Origin of the sequence: Pareuzebyella sediminis (assembly GCF_008367235.1) — a bacterium.
Lineage (GTDB): Bacteria > Bacteroidota > Bacteroidia > Flavobacteriales > Flavobacteriaceae > Pareuzebyella > Pareuzebyella sediminis.
On sequence record NZ_VTZS01000006.1, the window covers coordinates 229,095 to 245,145 of the forward strand.

Annotated in this window: 15 protein-coding genes; 7 read left to right on the plus strand and 8 right to left on the minus strand. The window is 41.0% G+C overall.

Annotated elements, in window-relative coordinates; translation table 11 throughout:
- Window positions 1-340: 340 nt before the first annotated feature.
- The gene (locus F2B13_RS18815; RefSeq protein ID WP_149275204.1) at window positions 341-766 is read right to left on the minus strand and encodes an Hsp20/alpha crystallin family protein; all 426 of its coding nucleotides are present in this window, start codon (window positions 764-766) and stop codon (window positions 341-343) included.
- 395 nt (window positions 767-1,161) lie between these two features.
- Here F2B13_RS18815 and F2B13_RS18820 point away from each other — a divergent pair, with 395 nt between their 5' ends.
- Window positions 1,162-1,542 carry a DUF1456 family protein gene (locus F2B13_RS18820; RefSeq protein WP_149275203.1) on the plus strand — a complete coding sequence of 127 codons (381 nt, stop codon included), beginning with the start codon at window positions 1,162-1,164 and terminating at the stop codon, window positions 1,540-1,542.
- Between the two features lie 43 nt (window positions 1,543-1,585).
- Here F2B13_RS18820 and F2B13_RS18825 read toward each other — a convergent pair whose 3' ends face one another.
- Both F2B13_RS18825 and F2B13_RS18830 read right to left on the minus strand, forming a co-directional pair.
- A complete protein-coding gene (locus tag F2B13_RS18825; protein WP_149275202.1) occupies window positions 1,586-1,921 on the minus strand; it encodes a hypothetical protein in 336 nt (111 codons plus the stop codon).
- Window positions 1,922-2,120: 199 nt separating this feature from the next.
- Window positions 2,121-2,582, minus strand: a complete 462-nt coding sequence (locus F2B13_RS18830) for an Lrp/AsnC family transcriptional regulator (RefSeq protein ID WP_149275201.1) — start codon at window positions 2,580-2,582, stop codon at window positions 2,121-2,123.
- Window positions 2,583-3,143: 561 nt separating this feature from the next.
- Between F2B13_RS18830 and F2B13_RS18835 the strand changes: the two genes are divergently transcribed.
- From F2B13_RS18835 to F2B13_RS18850, 4 genes are all read left to right on the plus strand, one after another.
- Complete coding sequence (locus tag F2B13_RS18835; RefSeq protein ID WP_149275200.1) at window positions 3,144-6,089, plus strand: TonB-dependent receptor; 2,946 nt, start codon at window positions 3,144-3,146, stop codon at window positions 6,087-6,089.
- Between the two features lie 29 nt (window positions 6,090-6,118).
- Entirely contained in the window at window positions 6,119-6,622 is a 504-nt protein-coding gene (locus F2B13_RS18840) for a hypothetical protein (protein ID WP_149275199.1), read from the plus strand.
- Window positions 6,623-6,651: 29 nt separating this feature from the next.
- Window positions 6,652-7,842 carry a pyridoxal phosphate-dependent aminotransferase gene (locus tag F2B13_RS18845; protein ID WP_149275198.1) on the plus strand — a complete coding sequence of 397 codons (1,191 nt, stop codon included), beginning with the start codon at window positions 6,652-6,654 and terminating at the stop codon, window positions 7,840-7,842.
- A 115-nt stretch (window positions 7,843-7,957) separates the two neighbouring features.
- Entirely contained in the window at window positions 7,958-9,118 is a 1,161-nt protein-coding gene (locus tag F2B13_RS18850; RefSeq protein WP_198440164.1) for an AEC family transporter, read from the plus strand.
- Between the two features lie 77 nt (window positions 9,119-9,195).
- Here F2B13_RS18850 and F2B13_RS18855 read toward each other — a convergent pair whose 3' ends face one another.
- The 3 genes from F2B13_RS18855 to F2B13_RS18865 form a co-directional block, all read right to left on the minus strand.
- Entirely contained in the window at window positions 9,196-9,537 is a 342-nt protein-coding gene (locus tag F2B13_RS18855; RefSeq protein WP_149304839.1) for a hypothetical protein, read from the minus strand.
- A gap of 283 nt (window positions 9,538-9,820) precedes the next feature.
- Entirely contained in the window at window positions 9,821-11,014 is a 1,194-nt protein-coding gene (sucC, locus tag F2B13_RS18860; protein WP_149275196.1) for an ADP-forming succinate--CoA ligase subunit beta, read from the minus strand.
- A 277-nt stretch (window positions 11,015-11,291) separates the two neighbouring features.
- Window positions 11,292-11,930 (minus strand): LON peptidase substrate-binding domain-containing protein, encoded by a 639-nt coding sequence (locus F2B13_RS18865; RefSeq protein ID WP_149275195.1) that lies wholly within the window; start codon window positions 11,928-11,930, stop codon window positions 11,292-11,294.
- A 167-nt stretch (window positions 11,931-12,097) separates the two neighbouring features.
- Here F2B13_RS18865 and lysA point away from each other — a divergent pair, with 167 nt between their 5' ends.
- Both lysA and F2B13_RS18875 read left to right on the plus strand, forming a co-directional pair.
- Window positions 12,098-13,345 carry a diaminopimelate decarboxylase gene (gene lysA, locus F2B13_RS18870; protein WP_149275194.1) on the plus strand — a complete coding sequence of 416 codons (1,248 nt, stop codon included), beginning with the start codon at window positions 12,098-12,100 and terminating at the stop codon, window positions 13,343-13,345.
- Between the two features lie 57 nt (window positions 13,346-13,402).
- Window positions 13,403-13,924, plus strand: a complete 522-nt coding sequence (locus F2B13_RS18875; RefSeq protein WP_149275193.1) for a thioredoxin family protein — start codon at window positions 13,403-13,405, stop codon at window positions 13,922-13,924.
- Window position 13,925: 1 nt separating this feature from the next.
- On the opposite strand, the gene F2B13_RS18880 is transcribed toward F2B13_RS18875, so the two are convergent.
- Together F2B13_RS18880 and guaB are read right to left on the minus strand one after the other, a co-directional pair.
- A complete protein-coding gene (locus F2B13_RS18880; protein WP_149304840.1) occupies window positions 13,926-14,342 on the minus strand; it encodes a hypothetical protein in 417 nt (138 codons plus the stop codon).
- A gap of 58 nt (window positions 14,343-14,400) precedes the next feature.
- Complete coding sequence (gene guaB, locus F2B13_RS18885; protein ID WP_149275191.1) at window positions 14,401-15,873, minus strand: IMP dehydrogenase; 1,473 nt, start codon at window positions 15,871-15,873, stop codon at window positions 14,401-14,403.
- Window positions 15,874-16,051 lie beyond the last annotated feature (178 nt).

The following is a 16,051-nucleotide window of genomic DNA, read 5'->3' on the forward strand; positions in this document are numbered from 1 at the left end:
GATTATAATTTATTAAATGTTATTTTTAGACTTGTCTAAAATATGTTTTTCCAGCAAATTTGAGAGTGTCTCTTGGTCATCATGATTCTCAAAACTAGGTTTGAACTCCTTTCTTCCATGAAGGAATGTCAAAGGTATTTTTACGCATTATATTTCTTGTTTTCGGTATTGAATTTATTAAAATTTCGAGAATAGAAACTAGTTGTTGAAACAAATTTCACCACGCATTTTGCCGGTTAATGCTTATAAAAAAAGCGCTCCGATTCTAGACCGGAGCGCCATTCAACTAACCAACCAAATCAACCTTTACTTACGATAAGGTCATCATTTACCCTTCTTGTTATTTCAATGCAATGGTCCGTTTTGGTTTTGGCAACGCTTCCTCTTTTTTAGGAAGTGTGAACTTTAAAAGACCATCCTCATACTTGGCTTCAATATTGGAGTTATCAATGGTTTCTGGAAGGGTAAAAGATCTTTTGAAAGAAGAAAAACCAAATTCCCTTCTTGTGTAATTCTCTTCTTTCACCTCATCTTCGTGACTAACCTCTGAAGATATAGTCAAGATGTCATTGTCCACTTCAATATTAAAATCATCTTTTTTTCTACCGGGCACGGCAAGTTCCAATTCAAAATCTTTCTCGTTCTCCTTTATATTGACGGCAGGTACACCGAAGTCGTGATTCTCTGTACCTCCAAACCAATCTGGTTTAAAAATTTCGTTCATCAAGGAAGGAAAGACCAAGTTGTTTCTTTTAACGATACTCATGATATATAAATTTTTTAGTTAAACTTCTATTTCACCCCTAAAATGACAAAGAATGTACCACTCCATTATTAATGCCAATACGGCAGTTTTTAAAAATATATTCATGCCATTATGTCGTATTCATGAGGATTGTAGCTTGTAAAAAGTTCAAAATTTTGCGTTAATAGCTCCATAAACAATTTGTAATTCTTTTCTCCCAACCCTTAATAATCACAAATACAGATATACTTCCCCTTGATGCTCCAGTTTTCTCATGCAAGAAGCCAAGAGGGGCTGCGTCGATCTTAACATTCGTCTCTCTTTTTATTATGGTCTTGGCAAAAGTTTTCTTTAAGTCTTTCTTGGCCTTAGGCAGCATCTATTTATTTTGTAATACCTTGCCAAAAAAATGGAGTATGACGAACAACGATATTTTCAAAAAATTGAGAGTGGCCCTAATGTTGAGAGACGATGATATCCTAGAAATTTTGAAACTAGCCGATTTCGAATTAGGTAAGAGTGAGCTTGGGGCTTTCTTTAGAAAAGAAGATCACCCAAACTACAGGGAGTGTGGAGATCAAATCTTACGGAACTTTTTAAACGGACTTGTCATCTATTTACGGGGCACCAAAGAAAACCCAAAGTATCCCGGCGATATTTTAAAGCAAAACAAATCAACTGAGACGCGGAAACGACCAAGTTTTAAAGCTCAGCAAAGAAAAAAGGTAGATACAGCGGTGAGTCATGGAAAGTACAAGAACAAACCGGCCCGCTCTAAAGGAAATAAAAAGCCCTGATCTGGAACTATCAGATCAGGGCCCTTGGCTTCTGCACTAAAGGTTAGCGAACTATACGAACAGGTACAGTGTATACTTTACCTTCAATGTATTTTTCAAGGTTGACTTTTTTGTAGTTCAACTTTGCCTTTACGAAACCTTCTAGCAAACTATCAGGCGTATCAACCGATAGTACTACGATTTCCTTTTCATTGTTCAGGGTAAATCTTACCTGCGCGGTCATATCTACCTTGTCTATGGTGAATGAATTGTCACTCAACATCTGGGCAATTTGTACTGACAATTTTTTTGAAGGATTAACGCTATCGACATCATTTGCCAATAAACTTCCTGAAGATAGTAGCATTGCAGCTACCAAAACTAAACTAAATTTTCTCATGACTTTGTTTTTAAGACTTGTCCGTTTCCGAACAAGTGATTGATGAATTGATGAATAAATTAATTGATTACTTAAAAGACGACCGAGAAAGAAAGTTGTTACGACAAAACCAAGGTTTAACATAATTTTAAGAAAAAGCGGATGGCATCTTTAGTTGTATCATTGAACGCTTAGCGAATTCAACATTATGAAAGTAAGGCTAAGAATCAAAACTAATATGTCTACTGGCTCTTTCCTCCAATGAGATGAACGACTCTACCCCTTGTATACCCTCTATAGTAAGAATAGACTCTTGATAAAGTTGCCGGTAATGAATGCTATCCTTGGCGTGAACTTTTATAAAAACATCATATTTACCCGTACTATGGTGCACCTTGACCACCTCGGGCACCTCAAGTAATTTTTCGATGACTTTTTCATACAATGAAGCTTCTCTCAGATAAATCCCTAGAAAAACAGTTAGCTTCCAACCCATTTTGCTATAATCCAACGTTAAGGTAGCCCCCCTTATGACACCTAGGTTCCTCATCTTTCGCATACGCATGTGAACGGTTCCGGGCGAAATTCCGGCGCGCTTGGCGACCTCCGTATAGTTCATCTGGGCATCCTCAGTCAACAAAGTCAATATTCGATGGTCGACTGTATCAAGTCTATCCTTCATCTGTTATCTATTTTAAGTTCAAGCTGCCTCGTATAATCGGAAAATGGCGGCACCTTTCTCATATTATCAAATCTTCATAAAAATTAGCACAAATGAAGATTTTTGTAAATATAATTTAAGGTTTTAAAAAAAATGGATATAATATCATAATATAATTAGCTTTTTATTGAATTTTATCTAAAATAGAAAGAGGCAAATTTTGAATACAATAAAAATGAATTTTCATCTGTTTTTTTAATAATCGAGAGTTTTTGACCTCCTTTCGGATACAATACTGTTGAATCGTTAAAAAAAAACTTAAATATTTTTTTTTCGTCACGTTAATTCAATATAACTACCATAATTTCAGCTATTTACGAGCTCTTCTAATTTTTATATATCAAAAACTCCCCCTAATATTGTGGCTGTTGTTTAGCCTAAAAATCACTGTTAAATAACATAGAAAGTATCCGGAACTTTTCTTTTGAAATGCATTTGCCCCACCAACCTCGAGTAAAGGATAACCTTGATCATGTGGATGGTACAACGGGCAGTATTAGTATCAACTAAACCTTAACTCTTATGAAGAAAGCTCTATTACTATCTGTTGTTCTTTTAAATACGTTGTGCATCGCTTATGCACAGGAAATCATGATAACCGGAAAGGTTATTGATGACCAGGGCGTAGTATTGCCAGGTACGGACGTTATTATAAAAGGAACCACCAAAGGGGCTACCACTAATTTTGACGGGGAATATACTATTGATGCCCCTGCCGATGCAGTGCTAGTCTTCTCCTCCCTGGGATTTGGCTCAAAAGAAATTCCGGTTAATGGACAGAAAACGGTCGATGTCATTCTTATACCTGCTGCCGAGCAATTGCTTGAAACCATTGTTATCGGTTCAAGAGGGCAACCCAGAACCAAATTGGAGACCCCTGTGCCAGTTGATGTCATAAATGTCAGCCAGCAGGCGATTAATATGCCTCAAACTGATTTAGGTGACGTATTAAGGGCCTCGGCACCCTCCTTCAATGCGTTTCAGTCACAAGCCGGAGATTTGTCGTCGCACGTCGTTCCTCCTACATTAAGAGGTCTGGCACCCAATCAAATGCTAGTTTTGATTAACGGCAAAAGAAGACACTCTTCTGCCTTATTGTTAGGCAACCAAACGGGTTCGAGTTCAAATGCCACCGATATGAGTTTTATACCCACTGCTGCTGTAGAACAAGTAGAAATTTTGAGGGATGGGGCTTCGGCACAATATGGATCCGACGCCATCGCCGGTGTGATGAACATTATAATGAAGAAAGGAACCGATAAACTTACCGCCATGTTAAGCATGGGGGGATATCCAGGATTAGAACCTGATATGAGCGATCAGTTGACCCCTGAAGAAAACATACTTTCAAGGGATTTCGACGCAGATGGGTTCAATTATCAATTTGATGGCAACTACGGAGTAGGCTTTGATAACGGAGGTTATCTTAACGTTACAGGCACGCTGAGACAGGCCAAAAGAAGTATAAGGCCCTCAGTTTTAGGAATTGACAGGTCCCCGCTTTATAGTAGTGATTATCTCAACAATGAGACTACCGACTTAAATGGTAATCCTGTCATTACCAATCCAGAGCTGGTCAATGCCTTGGCCGCTGGCAATACGGCCCTAGCCGGAGAATTGACAACAATAGAAGGATTGATGGACGCTCGCGGCATTGAACAACGGGACGTAGCCTCTTACGCAGGTAATCCTGCCATAAACTTGGGTGTATTAGCGTACAATTTTTCCATGCCCTTAACAGAAAACGTAGATCTCTATTCTTTTGGCGATATCGGGTTCAAATATGTTGAAGGCTTTAGTTGCTTTTATCGAAGAGCGGCTCAAGCAGATCGAACGAGTTATGCGCTTTACCCTAACGGCTTCAGGCCCCAAATGTACTCCAATCAGTTCAATACCAGCTTTGCTGCCGGGGTTTCCGGTACTCTGGGCGAGTTCAAATTTGACCTGAGCAATACCTTTGGCGCCAATAAAATGGCGATAGGAATGTTCAATACCTGGAACGCCAGTATCGGGGAATCCTCACCTACCGATATGTATCTTGGAACCCATAATTATTTACAGAATACTACGAATTTGGATATCAGCCGATATTATGATGATATCCTTTCAGGACTTAACATTGCAGGTGGCGTAGAATATCGCGTTGAAAGATATCAAATAGAAGAAGGTCAAAGAGAAGGATGGACTGCCGGAACAGCCGGTATATATACGGCGACCGAAGATAATGAAGCCTTGGTTGGCCCTGATGGCCTTCCATTGGAAGATTTGAGTGGCACACCCATTGTGGATGGGAATGGAAATGCCGTCGTACTACCGTATGCGGGTTACAGCGCCGAACTCGTTAAAGGATACGCTTTGAACTGTCAGTGCTTTCGCGGATTCGGACCGGACAATGCCAGCCGAAACTATAGGTCGGTCATTGGTGCCTATCTCGACGTAGAAATGGATTTTACCGATAATTTCTTCATGGGTTTGGCTGTTCGATCGGAAGCCTACTCGGATTTCGGAAAGGTCTTGACCGGAAAAGTAACTTCAAGACTCTCGCTTTCGGACAATTTCGCGATTCGGGGCTCCTTCAGTAACGGCTTCAGGGCACCATCGTTACAGGAATTGAACTATTCACATAGCTACACGTTCTTCGTCAATCTGGTACCCTTCGATGGTACGTTATACCGCAATAGCAGTGCCGCTGCCCGAGCCATCGGAGTGACACAACTTCAAGAAGAAAGATCGACTAACTTCAGTTTTGGTTTCACCACCAAATTATTCGACAAATTAGAGTTGACGGTCGATGCCTATAAAATTGATATAACAGACCGCATCTTTCAGACTTCCGAATTCGATGCCACCGAAGCACCGGCTCTTGGTCCGGTCATCGGATCTGGTCTAGCCAGTTTTAGAATAAACGGAGGTGATGTCAGCACAAAAGGAATCGAGGTGGTCGCGAACTATACAACTTTTTTTGGACAGAACAAGTTTAATGCTACCCTTTCAGGTACGTTCCGTGAAAATAAATTCGATCAGGTCGTAGTACCCGAACTCAATACTTCTTTGACCGATGATGAAGTGGCCGCGAAATATGTAGACAGGGCCTCCATAGGACAATTTGAAACAGGTACGCCCAGTTCTACGGTAATCGGTGCACTAAATTATTCTTTCGGAAAATTTAGCACCATGATCAGAGGTACGCGTTATGGGTCTGTCGTCAACTTGGCGGCACGCGAGCAGAATCTCTACGGTGGTGGTTTTGGATATCCCGACCAAACCTTTACCCCTGAATTCGTAGTCGACTTGGGCATCACTTATGCCTTTAACGACATGTTGAGTCTCACTATCGGTGGGAACAATATATTCAATGAATATCCCGAGATACACCGTTATGAAAACCGTAGTTTCAGCCTGTTTTCAAACTATCAGCAAGGATCTAATGGATCATATTATTTCGGACGTCTAACACTCACGCTATAATGAAAGCATCAACAATAAACAGCACAACGATGAAAAAAATAATCGCACATATTTCTTCTTCCGTACTCATACTCTTGATTTTGGTTTCATGTGATCAAGAACGTCTAGAACCTGTATTAACCGCGGCGGACGGTGGAGGTAAAATGACTTCTTTCATGGCTTATACCATTGGTACGGAGTCCGATAGTGATGTCTATGGCAGGGTGGTTTTCTGGAAAGATGCCATCGGACGAACGCAAGTTCAAGTATCCGTATATAATACGGAAGTAGGCGCTACATATCCTGTAAGCTTGGTCAACGGAAGTGTGGCAACAGCCGGTAGCGAATTAATGGCGATATATGATCTTATAGGGAAAGAAACAAATGGTTTGGTATTCGGGGAACTTGGAGAAAATAAGTTCTTTACAATTACCGATACGGCTTTTTATGATGCTCTTCCGGCACTTGATGCCCACATCAGTATTTATTCAAACGGTGGCGTAATTGCCTCCGGTGATATCGGGGCGAATGCGACACCAATTGAAATGAATTAGAACTTTTAACAACTTAAATATTTAGCACTATGAAAACAACAGTAAACAGAAGAGATTGGCTCAAAAGAGGCGTTCTCACCGCTGCGGGAGTAATGGCAGCACCTTATTTGACCTACGGGGCATTTCCATCGCAACCTATTAAAGTAGATGCACAGGGAAATATTCCGTACACTCCATTTTTCAAGGAGTATTTACCTTACGCACCTACACAACCGATTGAACTGGCGGCAAAAATCAATGCCAACGAAAACCCTTATGGCCCATCTCCAATGGCCGTAGATGCCATGCAGAAATACGCACCAAAGGGCAACCGCTATGCTTGGAAGGAACTATACGAGTTGATGGATAAAATAGCTTTGGAAGAAGGCGTAAAGCAAGAAAATATCATGATGGGTCCTGGATCTTCTGATCTTTTGGAGAAAACGGCCATGGTATTCTTTAAGGAAGGTGGAAACATCGTCTCTGCCGATCCAGCCTATATGTCATTGATTAAAGTTGCCGAAGCGACCGGTGCAACCTGGAAGCCTATTCCACTTAAAAAGGATTGGTCACATGATTTAGCGGCGATGGAAGCTGCGGTTGATGCAGATACCAAATTAGTGTATATCTGTAACCCGAACAATCCTACGGGCAGTATGACCGATCATGATGAATTGATCGATTTCTGTTCCAGGGTTTCTGAGAAGACGCCTATTTTCGTCGATGAAGCCTATTTAGGTTTCTTGGAAGACGGTGCTAAAAAGAGTATGGTTTCCTTAATCAATAAGGGGAAAAATGTCATCATAGCCAGAACATTTTCCAAAATACAGGGTATGGCCGGCCTTCGTGTTGGTTATATAGTGGCCCAACCTGACACTTTGGAGGTCATTCAAAAGGTCACACGCGGTGGAATGGGAATCACCTTGCCATCCGTATACGCCGCCATGGCAAGTATGGACGATGTTGCCTTCAAAAACAAATCAAGAACACTGAATAAGGAATGTAGAGAGTATGTCTACGAAAACTTGGAGCGTATGGGCTTTGATTACGTACCGTCTTCTACGAGCTTTATACTCTTCCCTATAGAAATGGAGGGCAAATCATTCTTGGAAAAAATGACCGCAGAAGGTGTTGGCGTCAGAGCCTTTGACATCTATGGCCGAAACTGGTGTCGTGTAAGCATGGGCACCATGGACGAAATGAAAATTTTTACTTCGGCCTTACAGAAAGTGCTAGTTTAAGTTGAGTTAGCCCAAAGAGCCGGATTGGAGAGAAATTGCCTTGATATTCTTATAGGTCCGGCTCTCTCTGGGTTATTTTCTAGTATAGATTAACGCTAAAATTTCTAAATACTTTATGAACTTCGCACTTCAAAATACGCTGGAACTTCTATTGATAATAGGTCTAGGCTTGCTTTTACAAAAAAAAGTGGCCAAACAAGATTTAAAGGGAGTTAAAACGATTATTCTTAGTGTGGCATTACCATCCGTAATTTTTGTGGCACTCTTAAAAATTAAGTTGGAAAGCTCGCTATTGGTATTTCCTTTATTGGCACTTTCCTTTAACTTGATTATGCTCGCCGCTTCAAAATATATTTTGGGTGCCTCCCTTCCTAAAAATGACGATTCTAAAAAAAGAACGGTCATGATGTTACTGCCCTCTTTGGCCCCAGGCCTTTCTTGTTTTCCCTTCATCGTGGTTTATCTCGGGGACGACTCCTTGGCATTGGCGGCACTAGCTGATGTCGGAAACAAAATTTTTGGGCTTATTCTTTTGTATATGCTGGCCATGCACTGGTACCATCTTCGATCGATCAAGAACCTCAAGGCCTCAACAGGCAGCAAACTTCGCAGTTTGGCCCTTGCTTTGGTAAAGGAGCCCATTAATATGGTCATTATTGTGGGATTGGTCTTATTGACCGTCGGTCTCAATATGGAATCACTTCCTCTGTTCATGCAGAATACCATACAAAGTCTGAAAATCTTGATGACGCCGTTAGTGTTATTGTTTATCGGAATGGCGGTACGGATCAAATCAGGTGAATTTGGAGTAATACTTTCCCTCTTGGCAAGAAGAGCCGGTATTACTTTCTGCCTTTCTGCCATATTCGCTTTTCTCTTTCCTGCACTTACGCCCGCCTTAATATTGCTCTTAGTGGTTTTTCCTCAAAGCGCCTGTAGTTTTTGGCCCTTTGCACATATGAGTGCTGTAAGTGCCCTCGAAGAAAATGACGAACAAAAAATCCCAACGTTCGACATTAACTTTGCGGTTAATATCTTGGCCTGTTCCCTACCATTTTCAACCATCTTGATCATTAGTGTTTTCTCATTAAGTGAATTCTTTGTCAACCCCACAGTCATCCTCACTACGGGCATAAGTATGATAACTCTATCATTCATACCCTATTTTATTAAACGTCTCGGAAAATCAAAATCGGAAGAGGTAAAATCCGGGAGGGCTACCTATAACGAATATGCGGGCTTTAACACTTCGGCCCAATCGTCGGAAGAAAGTTAGTAAAGGAAAAACTATTTCAAACAAAAAAGGCCCGTTACCGGGCCTTTTTATATAGCTAATTCTAGGATATTATTTCCTTATTTTTTAACCTCTATAGGTATACGGTATACGATTCCTTTTTCATAGGTTCCTTTACCCAGTTTTTGAAAATCGATGCTACTTCGCACAAAATCTTCCATAGCTTCATTTTCTGTATCGACCGAAAGTATTCTCAAATGGTTTCCACGATCTACGGCTACGCGAACTTCAGCTTTAGAACCACGTATCTCATCGGGAATATTATTCTCTCCGAGCATCTCGTAAATTTGAGATGCAATGGCTTTGGCGGGATTCGGAAACGCCGGCTTCGCATCGGCGGCCACCACATAACCCACATTAAATGCCATCGCGATTACCAATGTTAGTAAAGTCTTTTTCATATCATCATCATTTTACTCTGTTATTATCTTAAATTTTGCATAAAGATAACGCAAAATAACCTAATTAAATTATGTATTTACTAAAATTTAACGTTGATAAATAAGAATATCGAAAAAATAACAAAAAAACTAATGAATCATTATTTTTTTGGATTTAAACTATCGAAATGATTTTATCTGGATATTGAAACGTAAAAGGACGACCCTAAAAACCGGGGAAGCCACAAAAAAACCTCCAAAAACTGAGGAGGTCTTTCATTGACTTATAGTTGGAGCGGATTGTTTAGCCCAACACTTCTTTTACCTTATCTGCGGCTTCTTGGAACTGTACTGCAGAATGTACTGCTAGTCCGGAATTATCGATAATCTCTTTTGCCAATTCAGCATTGGTGCCCTGCAATCGCACAATGATAGGAACGTTGATGGCATCGCCCATATTTTTATATGCATCCACAACACCTTGAGCAACCCGGTCACAACGTACGATACCTCCAAAAATATTGATAAGAATCGCTTTGACCCCCGAGTCTTTGAGAATAATACGAAAAGCCTCTTCTACCCTTTTGGCATCTGCCGTTCCTCCTACGTCCAAAAAGTTCGCTGGTTCTCCACCAGCCATCTTAATAAGATCCATAGTAGCCATGGCCAAACCAGCCCCATTTACCATACAACCTACATTACCATCCAAGTCCACATAATTAAGGCCAACGGCTCTCGCCTCGACTTCGATGGGATTTTCTTCCCGAATATCACGCATCTCTGCATATTGTTTTCTGCGGAAAAGGGCATTATCATCAATAGATACCTTGGCATCTACAGCCATAATTTTATCATCTGAAGTTTTTAGAACAGGGTTGATTTCAAATAGGCTCGCATCACTCTGTTCGTAGGCCTTATAAAGTGAAGTAACAAACTTTGTCATTTCTTTAAAGGCAGTTCCGGAAAGACCCAGATTAAAAGCTATTTTTCGTGCCTGAAAAGGCAACAAACCTGTAGCGGGATCGATTTCTTCGGTAAATATCAAGTGCGGGGTTTTATCGGCAACTTCCTCAATATCCATACCTCCCTCTGTCGAGTACATGATCATGTTTCTCGCTTTACCCCTGTTCAATAAGACAGACATGTAGAACTCGCTGGTTTCGCTATCACCTGGATAATAGACATCCTCGGCAACCAACACCTTGTTCACTTTCTTTCCCTCAGCTGAAGTTTGGGGAGTTACCAAATTCATACCGATAATTTTACTGGAAAGCTCCTCAACTTCTTTGAGGTTTTTGGCCAATTTTACACCACCGCCTTTGCCCCGACCTCCCGCATGCACTTGCGCTTTTATTACGTGCCACCCAGTACCGGTCTCGGCGGTCAACTGTTTTGCCGCATCGACAGCTTCATTGGCATTGTGGGCCACTATTCCGCGTTGAATGCGTACGCCGAAACTAGATAAGATTTCCTTTCCTTGGTACTCGTGAAGATTCATATGACAGGTGTTTAATGTTCGCTTGCAAAAATAGGAAACAACAATGATTTTGACTAATGAAAATAGGAGTTAGTTTTAAGTACAGGTCAAATCCAAAGAGACCATACGGAATGAGGCTTGTAATGGCATCTGTATTTTTTCAAACTTTTATCGGATTCGTGACCGATATGGCAATTTGTAGAATTACTTATGAGTTAAACTAGATTTCATCATGAATTTTGACAAAATAGATGTAATCAGGGCACAAACACTAAGAGGTCACGGGGCTGTAGAGGACTTACATGTTGAAATCTTTAAAATCAAGGGGGTCAAAATTTCTGAAATCTCCATTCATTTTAATGGTTTTTTTAGTTCTGTCGACCTCTTTAAGCACTGCAATGGTTGCTAATAAATGGGCTTTGATAAACGCCAATCGCTCACTTTCCTTTGACAATTGCAACAATTGGTACTCCTGCTCGAAAGACAGTCCCATTTTATGGGCCAGTACATAACTGTGAAACTTTTCGACCGGTAAAGGTGAGAAAGGTACTTCCATCAGCTCATAAAGTTCATAGATCTTATCGAGCACCTCTCTTTTCATCGCCTTATCGGCATCATTGATATTATCAATAAATTCGACCTCTCCACCGGCATAGAGCTTGCCTTCCATTTCATTATCGAAACTGGTAATCTTAAAGACTTGCCGCCCCACACAGGTTACATCCATCTCTCCACTATCATAGGTGTTTACAATTTCTACGAGTTGTACCTCTGTACCATAGGTAACACTATTGTAAATATAAACGGGTATTCCAAAGGTTATGGCCTCCTTTCTGCAATCACGTATAAGCTGTTTGTAGCGTTCTTCAAAAATATGCAGGGGTACCGTTTCCCCGGGATAAAATATCGTTTGCAAAGGAAATAAGGGCAATTTCATAAGGATTCATCTTTGGGCTAAAAGTACAACTCAAAACTATTCTGACAAATTTAGAAACCTCAATATAAATGTTTTAAATATAACAATTTGTTGTATTTATAATATTTGTAAAGCTTTTTTTGTTCATGAACAATTAAGAGCTTAGTTTTGCCGCAAACACATTAGCTATGAACTACTCCGATTTAACAAAGGTTGTAGAAACCTATGGAGATCCCGTCTATGTTTATGATTCAAGCAAAATAGTTACGCAATTCGAAAGGCTTACCCAAGCTTTTGGAAGTGTAAAGAATCTGAAGCTCAATTATGCAGCCAAGGCCCTCTCTAATATATCCATACTTAAATTAATGAATAGTTTAGGTAGCGGACTTGATACTGTTTCCATCCAAGAGGTTCAATTAGGTCTCTTGGCCGGTTTTAAACCGGAGTCCATTATTTTTACACCAAACGGTGTTTCTTTGGAGGAGATTGAGGAAGCCGCAAAACTCGGTGTCCGAATTAATATCGACAACCTCTCTATTTTAGAACAATTCGGTACCAAACATCCAAATATTCCTGTTTGTGTCCGAATAAATCCACACGTAATGGCCGGTGGCAATTCTAAAATATCGGTGGGCCATATTGACTCAAAATTCGGCATTAGTATTCATCAAATACCGCATTTGCTCCGAATAGTAGAGGTTACTAACATGAATATCAATGGTATTCATATGCATACCGGTAGTGATATTCTAGACATTGACGTATTTCTTTACGCTTCGGAAATACTTTTCGAGACGGCCAAAAACTTTAAGAACCTAGATTTCATAGATTTTGGCAGTGGTTTTAAAGTACCTTATAAAGAGGGTGATATTCAGACGAATGTAGACGAGCTAGGCAAAAAATTGGGAAGCCGGTTCAACGAATTTTGCGAAGAATACGGTAAAGATTTGACATTAGCTTTCGAACCAGGAAAGTTTTTGGTGAGTGAAGCCGGGTATTTTCTAGCTCGTGTCAATGTGGTCAAGCAAACAACCTCCACAGTTTTCGCCAGCATAGATACTGGGTTCAATCACCTCATACGACCCATGTTCTACGGAGCGACCCATCAAATCGTCAATATATCGAACCCAGAAGGTAGGGAACGTTATTATTCCGTAGTGGGTTACATTTGCGAAACAGATACTTTTGCTAGTAATAAGCGAATCAATGAAATTTCTGAAGGGGATATTCTTTGCTTCAAAAATGCAGGAGCCTATTGTTTTACCATGTCCAGCAATTACAACTCGCGCTTCAGGCCTCCTGAAGTACTTTGGCACAATGGCGAAGCCATTCTTATTCGGGAACGGGAAACCTTTGAAGATCTAATTAAGCACCAAATTGATGTCAAAGATCTTTTTACCGCCAAGAAAAAAGAGGAGAAAGTGATGGTAAAATAAACACCGGTTATTTTCGTTAGCTTTGGTATACTTATTGGACTAACATAGAAAAAAGTGATGAAAATAAGCTACAAGCATATACTGCTCCTTCTGATAGGGTTCGTTTCCCTTTCCATAAACGCCCAAGAGGTCAAGTGGTTGACGTGGAACGAGGCCGCCGAACTTGCTGCCACTGAAAAAAATCCGAAGAAAATTTTTATAGACGTATATACAGACTGGTGCGGTTGGTGCAAGAAGATGGACAAAGATACCTTCCAAAATCCGACTGTGGCGCAATACATGTCTGAAAACTTCTATATGGTCAAATTGGACGGTGAAGGCAAAGATCCTATAGATTTCAAAGGAAAAACCTATAAATTTGTGCCTTCTGGGCGAAAAGGATATCATGAATTTGCCGCTGCTTTATTACAGGGCAGATTGAGTTATCCAACTACCGTTTTTCTAGATGAGGAAATGAATATGCTATCACCCGTACCGGGCTACCAAAAACCAGAACCTTTTTTAAATATTGCCAAATACTTTGGTGATGATATTTACAAAGAGAAGGATTGGAAAACATATACTGGAGAAGCAAAATAGACTATTGTTTTCTATACTTCTGCCCACATCCTTCGATACAGGGATAGGATAGAACTAGGTGTTGTCCTTCCAAATGGAAAAAAATCTTATAATTATCACAATCTTCAGGAAGTATGTAATTGTCGATGGAGAATTTGTTCAATGAATCATTAACGACATACGTGCCATAAGTCTTATCCCCTGAAGCACTTTGTAGGCCGCATAGCTCACCATTGGAACTAAGGATTCCGTCCTCAAAAAACTCAATAATTTTATCGCTATCTACCTTTTTGAAATCTCCGCTTCCGTCACCAGGATCCGCATATTGTTCAACCAATTCCCAAACGCCCTCTAATTGTGGGGCAGGGCCCTGTGCTACGTCGTCTCCGTCGGAACATGAAACCATCAACACCAAATAAATCACAACCCATCTTCGCATCTCCATTTTTTTTTTACAAGATGAAAAAAAACAAAATGGTTGCTTTAAACTGACATGCTTACCTACTGTAGTTTGGTGATTCCTTGGTGATGGTCACATCGTGCGGGTGGCTCTCGTTGATACCACTTGAAGTAATCTTTACGAAACGGCCATTCTCTTTTAGGCTGGCAATATCTTTTGCTCCACAATATCCCATACCTGCCCTTAGGCCCCCGATAAACTGATGGATGCTTTCATAAAGTTCTCCTTTATAGGGAACGCGCCCTACAATGCCTTCTGGAACCAGTTTTTTGATATCGTCTTCTACATCTTGAAAATAACGGTCTTTGCTACCCTCTTTCATAGCCTCTACGGAGCCCATACCCCTGTAAGACTTGAATTTACGACCTTCATAGATTATGGTTTCACCGGGGGATTCTTTTGTCCCAGCCAATAGCGAGCCGAGCATTACCGTATCGGCACCTGCAGCGATCGCTTTTGGAATATCACCCGTGTATCGGATACCTCCATCGGCAATCACCGGAACTCCACTACCTTTTAAAGCCGCCGCAACCTCCAATACCGCCGAAAATTGTGGAAAACCAACGCCTGCCACCACTCGGGTTGTACAAATAGATCCCGGACCAATACCTACTTTTACCGCATCGGCCCCCGCTTCGGCCAAATATTTGGCCGCTTCTGCAGTAGCTATATTTCCAACGATTACATCCAGTTCAGGGAACTTGGCCTTAACTTCCTTTAAGACATTGACCACCCCTTTTGTATGCCCATGGGCCGTATCGATTACGACAGCATCCACACCAGCATCGACCAGCGCCTGTGCACGCTCAACGGCATCATAAGTTACACCAATGGCCGCGGCCACCCGTAATCGGCCATAAGAATCTTTATTGGCAATAGGTTTTTGTGTTAGTTTCGTAATATCCCTAAACGTAATAAGCCCAACAAGTTTATTATGCTCATCGACAACAGGAAGTTTTTCAATTTTGTTTTCTTGTAGGATGTCTTCGGCCTCCGCCAAGGAAGTACCTTGACCAACGGTAACCAAATTCTCGGAAGTCATGACCTCGGAGATAGGTCGATCATTATTTTTTTCAAACCGCAGATCACGGTTGGTAACGATACCAATCAGTTTTCCATCATCGTCAACAATAGGTATACCACCAATACTGAATTCTTTCATATTTGCTTTGGCATCGCGTACCAAAGAATCCAAGGGCAGCGTTACCGGGTCGAGGATCATACCGCTTTCGGCGCGCTTTACTTTTCTCACTTTAATAGCTTGCTGTTCGATCGACATGTTCTTATGCAACACACCAATACCTCCTTCCCTCGCCATAGCTATCGCCATTTGCGATTCCGTCACCGTATCCATAGCCGCGGAAACCACGGGGACATTAATCGGTATGTTTCGGGTAAATTTAGACTGAATGTTGACTTCCCTAGGAAGTACTTCCGAGAAAGCCGGAACGAGAAGTACGTCATCGTACGTAAGCCCTTCCCCTAAAATTTTGTCGTGATGCGCTTGCATTGCAATTAGAGATTTAATTGCGTGCAAATGTAATTAAAAAAGCGCAAAGACGACCTAGAATAGCACGGTAAGTTTTCATGTGGTTCCATGGCCCGAACCAACTACGGTTTCATATGGAATTCTCCTCTACATGATGTTGCAAGCGTGATCCGAAGCCGTCTAAAAACGTCCCTATGCG

Coding starts and splice junctions, on each gene's coding strand:
- F2B13_RS18815 (WP_149275204.1), bottom strand. CDS start 766: ATGAGTATCGTTAAAAGAAACAACTTGGTCTTTCCTTCCTTGATGAAC.
- F2B13_RS18820 (WP_149275203.1), top strand. CDS start 1,162: ATGACGAACAACGATATTTTCAAAAAATTGAGAGTGGCCCTAATGTTG.
- F2B13_RS18825 (WP_149275202.1), bottom strand. CDS start 1,921: ATGAGAAAATTTAGTTTAGTTTTGGTAGCTGCAATGCTACTATCTTCA.
- F2B13_RS18830 (WP_149275201.1), bottom strand. CDS start 2,582: ATGAAGGATAGACTTGATACAGTCGACCATCGAATATTGACTTTGTTG.
- F2B13_RS18835 (WP_149275200.1), top strand. CDS start 3,144: ATGAAGAAAGCTCTATTACTATCTGTTGTTCTTTTAAATACGTTGTGC.
- F2B13_RS18840 (WP_149275199.1), top strand. CDS start 6,119: ATGAAAAAAATAATCGCACATATTTCTTCTTCCGTACTCATACTCTTG.
- F2B13_RS18845 (WP_149275198.1), top strand. CDS start 6,652: ATGAAAACAACAGTAAACAGAAGAGATTGGCTCAAAAGAGGCGTTCTC.
- F2B13_RS18850 (WP_198440164.1), top strand. CDS start 7,958: ATGAACTTCGCACTTCAAAATACGCTGGAACTTCTATTGATAATAGGT.
- F2B13_RS18855 (WP_149304839.1), bottom strand. CDS start 9,537: ATGAAAAAGACTTTACTAACATTGGTAATCGCGATGGCATTTAATGTG.
- sucC (WP_149275196.1), bottom strand. CDS start 11,014: ATGAATCTTCACGAGTACCAAGGAAAGGAAATCTTATCTAGTTTCGGC.
- F2B13_RS18865 (WP_149275195.1), bottom strand. CDS start 11,930: ATGAAATTGCCCTTATTTCCTTTGCAAACGATATTTTATCCCGGGGAA.
- lysA (WP_149275194.1), top strand. CDS start 12,098: ATGAACTACTCCGATTTAACAAAGGTTGTAGAAACCTATGGAGATCCC.
- F2B13_RS18875 (WP_149275193.1), top strand. CDS start 13,403: ATGAAAATAAGCTACAAGCATATACTGCTCCTTCTGATAGGGTTCGTT.
- F2B13_RS18880 (WP_149304840.1), bottom strand. CDS start 14,342: ATGCGAAGATGGGTTGTGATTTATTTGGTGTTGATGGTTTCATGTTCC.
- guaB (WP_149275191.1), bottom strand. CDS start 15,873: ATGCAAGCGCATCACGACAAAATTTTAGGGGAAGGGCTTACGTACGAT.